This window comes from Novosphingobium sp. AP12 (genome assembly GCF_000281975.1).
Lineage (GTDB): Bacteria > Pseudomonadota > Alphaproteobacteria > Sphingomonadales > Sphingomonadaceae > Novosphingobium.
Window position 1 is genome coordinate 35,685 of sequence record NZ_AKKE01000029.1, and the last position, 6,456, is coordinate 42,140.

At 61.8% G+C, this 6,456-nt stretch carries 4 protein-coding genes; all 4 read right to left on the reverse strand.

Annotated features, from left to right (window positions below; all coding sequences use genetic code 11):
- Positions 1–59: 59 nt before the first annotated feature.
- Positions 60–827, reverse strand: coding sequence for an SDR family NAD(P)-dependent oxidoreductase (locus PMI02_RS06080; protein WP_007680240.1), 768 nt, complete (start codon positions 825–827; stop codon positions 60–62).
- Positions 828–904: 77 nt separating this feature from the next.
- On the reverse strand, positions 905–3,025 hold the full coding sequence (locus PMI02_RS06085) for a TonB-dependent receptor (protein WP_007680242.1): 2,121 nt from the start codon (positions 3,023–3,025) through the stop codon (positions 905–907).
- A gap of 359 nt (positions 3,026–3,384) precedes the next feature.
- Positions 3,385–5,712 (reverse strand): TonB-dependent receptor, encoded by a 2,328-nt coding sequence (locus PMI02_RS06090; RefSeq protein ID WP_162130147.1) that lies wholly within the window; start codon positions 5,710–5,712, stop codon positions 3,385–3,387.
- 205 nt (positions 5,713–5,917) lie between these two features.
- Positions 5,918–6,456: MFS transporter (locus PMI02_RS06095; protein ID WP_007680246.1), on the reverse strand; the 539-nt coding region annotated here is incomplete at its 5' end.

A 6,456-nucleotide genomic window follows, 5' to 3' on the forward strand; every position in this document is an offset into this window, starting at 1 on the left:
AAAAGCTTGTGATCCAAAAAATGCACGATGCGGTCTTCCGGCGATGATCGGAACGGCCGTCATGCCCCGGGGATGTTTCCTCCATCTACGGGCAGATGAATACCCGAAATCGCGCGATTGGCGGGGTCAGCGAGGAACAGGACGGCGCGGGCGATATCGAGGGATGAAGCAAGGCGGCCCAACGGGCTGAAGCTCTCCATACGTCGGAGGAAATCGTTCTCCGTTTCCTCGTCCCGGAGATTGCCCATCAGCATCGTGGTCTGCACGGCGCCCGGCAGCACCGCGTTGACGGTGATACCGTACCGGCCGGCGGCGCGTGCGGCCGTTCGCGTGGTCATCAGGGCTGCGGCCTTCGAGGCGCTGTAGGCGGCGCCGTTCGGGTTGGCCGTGATGGACATGCCCGAACCTATGTTCACGATCGAACCGCGCCCGCGCTCCTTCATGTGCAGAATAGCGTGCTTGCAGCCCAGGAAGGTGCCATCGGAATTGATGGCGAAGTGGCGCTGCCAGACATCGAGGGGCATGTCTTCGAATGCAATGTTTGGTGAATAGATGCCAGCATTATTGACGAGAACGTCGAGCGCTCCAAACCGGGCCTCGACGAACTCGAACATGTGCTTCCAGCCCGTTTCGTCACTGACGTCGAGCCGGCGCTCGATCACGCCCGGAGAACCGGAAGCGTTGTGCGGCTCCTCGTCCTCGCAGGAAATATCTGCGCTGACGACGGATGCACCTTCCTGCGCGAAACTTGAAACGATGGCGGCCCCGATGCCGCCGCGTCCCCCGGTTACGACGACGTTCAGCCCGTAAAAGCGACCTGACTGCATTGCCTGAACTCCCGGATCCACGCTCCAACTCATGAAGCCGGGCTCCCCTGTCGCGGAGGAGCCCGACTTTCGCGTCGCTAGAAGCTGTACTTTGCCGTGGCGAGCACCGTACGCGGATTGGCCATGATGCGCGGGTTGATGACGGAGAACCCGAAGCCGGTCGTCCAATAGGTCTGGTTGAAGAGGTTCTTGCCGGCGACCTGGAAGGTCCAGGGCCCTACATCGTAACCGAAATAGGCATTGACCAACTGCGTGGCTTCCACGTGGCCGACCTCCAGATTGTCCGGCGTAGAATAGTACTGGTCGCGGAATGCGGCGTCCGCGCCGATCTTGGCCGTTCCCGGTCCCATTGGAAGTGAGTAGTCAACGCCAATGGTTCCCTGGTATTTGGGCAGCGAGGGCGGGTCGTTGTCTATGACAGAGGCTACGACAGAGTCGGTGGAAAGGTACTTGCCCCAGTTGACCGAACCGTTGCCCCAGACCTGAAGGCCGGTCACCGGGCGCCATGCCAGTTCGGCTTCGATGCCCGCGATCCTGACGTTGTAGTTCTCGACCAGGAAGCCGCCGTCGTTGAGATTCACCGTTTCCTGCCGGTCGATGATCTTGTTGAGGAATCCGGCGAGCGAACCGCGCAGGGTGCGGCCGATGTCTGCCTTGACGCCCGCTTCCCATGCTTTGGTGGTTTCGGGTTTGTAAGCGGTTGCGAGTTGCTCGGCGGTGGAGGCCAGGCCGTTATAGCCGCCCGACTTGAAGCCGACAGTGTATGACCCATAGAACAGAACATCGCGCGAGGGCTTGAAGTTGATCCCGAACTTCGGCGTGAACTTTTCGTAGTGGTCGCGGCTTATCGCGGGCGTGCCCGCCAGCGTGGCGTTGAGGTTCTTGTCCTCCAGCGTATAACGTCCGCCCGCAACGATTGAGAGCTGGTCGGTAGCGTTGAAGGTCAACTGGCCATAGCCTGCCCAGGCATCGGTTGCTGCATGGAACCGCGTTGACGAAGGCGCGAAGAAGATCGTGGAGTTCATGTCCTGATCGCCCTGCTCGTGAAAGTAGTAGAGCCCTGCGACATAATTCACGAGATCGTCCGCTAGCTCGCCGGCGAACTGGGTTTCCTGACTGATCTGCCAGGACTTCGATCGGCTTTCGCGCTCGAAAAGCGATAGCGGCGCTTCGCCGGGGCTACCGATCATCGCCGGATAGACGCCGCCCGAAAAGTCCTCTCCCCACCTGTCCTTCAGGCGCGAGTAGGCAGTGATGGAGGTGATCGTACCGCCCGGATAGTCGGCCGAGAGGCGCAGTGATCCGCCTTTCTGCGTGACCGTGGTATAAGAGGGGAAGGGCGAGAGCACGGTCCGGTAGGAGCCCGAGAGCGGCACGATCTTGCCCTCGTCGTTGGTTACCGTGTTGCTGGCCCACTGTCCGTCGCTATTGAGGTGGACGTAGAACAGGTTAAGCCTGCCCTTGATCGCATCACCCTTGTAAGCGAGGTCGAACTGGCCGCCCTGGAAGTCTTCCTTACCCACCTTGCGATCGAGTGTCGCGTTGTACTGACGACCGCCGTCGCGGGCACGAACGATCCCGTTGAGGGAGAAGGCCCACTTGCCGTCCTTGCTGATCGGCACCGAAAGGTAGCCTTTCGCACGGCGCTCGTTCCAGGTGCCGTAGCCGACCTGGACGTTGCCGGTGAGAGTGTCGGCCGGCTGCTTGGTGATGATGTTGATCGCACCCGCCGCGGCATTACGGCCGTAGAGCACGCCCTGGGGCCCGCGCAGGACTTCGATCCGCTCGATCTCGGCGAAGTCGAGCAGAGCGGCTTGCATGCGGGCATTATAGACATCGTTGACGTAGAGTGCGACCTCGGGCTCCGACATGATGTAGCCGCCGTCGGTGACGCCGCCGCCACGAATATAGGCGGTGAGGCCGGCGCTGCCGCCGGTGACCGAGCTAAGGTTCACGTTGGGCGCGAGGCGGCCGATGTCGGTCGGTGAAAGGACCTGACGGGTCTCGATCTCGTCGGCGGTGATCGCGGTGACCGAGATCGGAACATCTTGAAGACGCTGGTCGATGCGCTGGGCGCTGACCACGATGTCTCCGAAGGCGGTGTCCGTGTCCTGCGGTGCGTCCTGCGCCATGGCTATTGTCGGAAGCGTGGTGAGTGCCGTTGCGACCAGCAGCACCCGCGTGACAGACTTTTTCATATAAAAACTCCACTTGAACCTGAACCTTGCCTTCCGTCACCGGGTCGCTCTACGTCGACTTCGTGCGGCACCTGCCCGTGGGTAGAAGACGGGATTTTTCCCTGCCTGCGGCGCGATCTGCATCCGACGCATCAGGGATGCAGGAGCTATGTCCTTGCAGGTCGGTTATCACCGGGGATCACCGCAGGTCGGACATGACGATGCGGGACCTGAATGTCGCGGCCCTGCGGAAAAGTCCATGCGGCAGGGGTCGTGTCCGGACATTTCGTCGAGACTTCCGGGCGGGGAGGCCGGAGAAAAAGAAAAGGCCCGGCAGGAAAGTTCCTACCGGGCCGATTTCGAATCACTTCCGGAGTGGTTTAGAACCGCAGCGTGGCTTCCATGCCCCATTCGGCGGGGCGGGGAACCGAGGCGTAGAGGCACTGCTGGTTCGAGCCGTAGGTGGCCGTGTCACGCTCCACGAAGATACAGGTGGCCGTGGCACCGGCGAGACCCGAGCCGGTCGGGCGCTGGTTGTTGAGGATATTGCGGCCAAACAGAGAGAAGTCGATCATGTCGCTGGCGAAGTTGATCCGCGTGTCCATTGTCCAGGCCGAGCGGCCCTTCACGGTGTTGGCGAGGTTGGCGTACCAGCTTCCGCGATAGGCCCCGTCCAGGCGCAGGGTCGGTGAGAAACCACCCACTTCCGGCAGCTTGTACTCGCCGCCGATGAAGCCGTTCCAGTCCGGCACGTTGGCCTGGGTCAAGCCGTCGAGCACGACGGAATTGTTCCCACTGGGCGGGAAGCCGTATGTCGAGCTGGCGCTGATGATGATGGGGTTCTTGGCGGTGAATTCCTGGTGGGCATAGCCGACCGAACCCCGCAGGGTCAGACGCGGCGTCACCTTCAGGCTGGCTTCGCCTTCGAAACCAAGGATGGTAGAGGCGCCGACGTTTCCGACCGTGGCGATGTTGACGGTGTTGCCGTTGACCGTGCGCTCTTGCGTGGAGACCAGTTGCTGGTCCTTCACTTCGTCGTAGAAGGCTGCGAGGTTGAGTGTCAGGCGATCGTCGAAGAACGAATTCTTGCTGCCGATTTCATAGTTGAACAGCTTTTCGGGATCCGCAGCCAGGCCGACGAAAGTTCCGGCGACGTTGACGAAGCTGAAGCGAGCGCTCTTCACGCCCTTCGAGAACAGCGCATAGACCATGTTCTCGCCTGTAACCTTGTAGCTCAGGGTCACGCGAGGGCTGAAGTCGTTCGATTTGTTACTGAAATCCGTGGCGGTGGGATAGAATGCGCAGCTTGGGCAGGCAGGCGACGACACCTTCTCACGCGCATACCGGCCTTCGCCGCTGAGCGTCAGCTTGTCGGTGAAATCCCAGTCGAATCCGCCGAGAACCGCGATGTTGGTAAGGTTGTCGTTGCGGGTCACGCCCTTGGGGTTTGCAGGCGTGCCGTAGCCGGTGAAGGCCGATAGATCGTTTTCCCAGAAGTAGTAAAGCCCCGCCCTCCAGCGGAAGGACTTGTCACCCGGTGAGAGGAGCATGACCTGGTGGCTCGTGTTCTCGAACGTCTCGGTCGAGGGGAAGGTGCCGAGCACCGAACTGCGCACGGTGACGGTGCCGTTGGTCACCAGGTCCCCGAAGACCGGGTCCTGCCCCGGCTTGACCGCGCGCGGCACCGTTGCCACGTTGGCCCAGCGCGATTCCTTGAAGTAGCCGCCCCGGTAGCTCAGTTCGTAGTCGCCCAGTTGCTTGGTGACGACGGCGCTGGCGAAGTAGCGGTCGCGGCCGTATCCGGTGGCGCCCTGAGTGCCGATGGAATCGAGATCACCGCTGGGAAGGTAAGAGGGGAAGAACGAGCCGTTGCCGCGCGCGAAGGGCGAAACCGGCACGCCTGCGTTCAGCCATTCGCGCGGATGCTCGGCGACCTGCGACGGCGAGGAATCGCGGTCGTGCTGGTACATTCCACGCAGCTTGATCGAGAAGGTTTCGTCCGGCTTGAAGAACAGCGTGCCGGAGGCGACCTGCGTTCGCTCGCGTCCGATCGGCGCCCGGTCGTCTACCGACTTGGCGAAGGCGCCGTTCTGCATCAGTGAGCCAGAAACCGATAGCCACAACGCGTCCTGCACGATCGGCGCGGTGATGGTGCCGCCCACGTAATAGCTAGCTTCCGGAGCGCTGTTGGTCAGGCTTCCGCGCGCCTTGACGAAACCAGCGATAGTGTCGCCCGAGGGGTCGGCGGTGACATAGTTGATCGCACCGCTGTAGGTCGCGCGGCCGAACGTGGCGCTCTGGGGCCCCTTGATGACTTCGACGCGCTGCAGGTTCTCGAGATCCAGCGAAGCGAGCTGGCCCGACAGCGCCACGCCGTCGATGAAGATCGAGATGCCTTGGTAGCGCTCGTCCGAAGTGTTGGGGGCAAGTCCGCGCAGTGAGTAGGCGGATGGGTCGTTACGGCCCGACCCGGCGAAGAGGCTGAGGTTCGGCGTGATCTTCTGGAGGTCGCGGGCATCGCGGATCTGCGCGCTGGCGAGATCCTGGCTGCTGAGCGCGGTGATCGCCAGCGGCACGTCCTGCAGGTTTTCCTTACGGTTCTTGGCAGTGACGACGATGGTGTTGCTGTTTTCGCTGTCTTCCGCCTGCTGTGCCAATGCAGGGCTTGATGCGAGGACGAGCGCGGCAGCGATAGCGCTTCCGGTCACGTAAAAACATCTCGGCCGATCGGTCATGGATAATTCCCTCAAGTTATATTGTCCTCGAGGCATCATGATGTCGTGATTGGTTCCCAAATATAATGTCTAGTTACCTATATCCGTAGGTCGGATATGTTAAGAATAGCGAGAACACAAATAGGCGGGCCACCCATCGGTGGCCCGCCGTCATGTAGTATTTGGGTATTCATGGGTATTACGGCACAGCTGTCTCCAATATAGCGCTGCCGTGTCGAGGCTCCGGCCCGTTGACGTCAGGCTTGCCCGAAGGCGAAAGGGGCTCTCCCGGTAGGCGGTAGCGCATCATGATCAGCGCGGCGGCCACGGCGGCCAGGGCTGGCACCAGCGACAGCGCGATCATGATGCCCACGCGCACAGCCGGGGGCTGCGTGCTCGCGCCGTCGCCGGTCGAAGATACAAAGCCCACCCAGGCCATAGCCATGCTGAACACGAAGGTGCCGAAGGCCGCCGTACCCTTTTCGACCATCACGAAGATTCCGGCCAGCATGCCGGCGCGGTTTTCGCCCTGGGCATGGCGGGAATAGTCCATCGTGTCGGTTAGCACGGTGTAGAGACCAAGGAAAACGCCGCCGGTCGCAATCCCCGAAAGCAGAGCGCAAATGTGGACATAGGGCTCGGGATGCTCGGCCGGGATGAACAGCCAACTGAAATAGGCGGCTGCGCACAGAGCGCTGGCGCCCAGCAGGGCATTGCGGCGGCCGTGGCGTCCCGCCA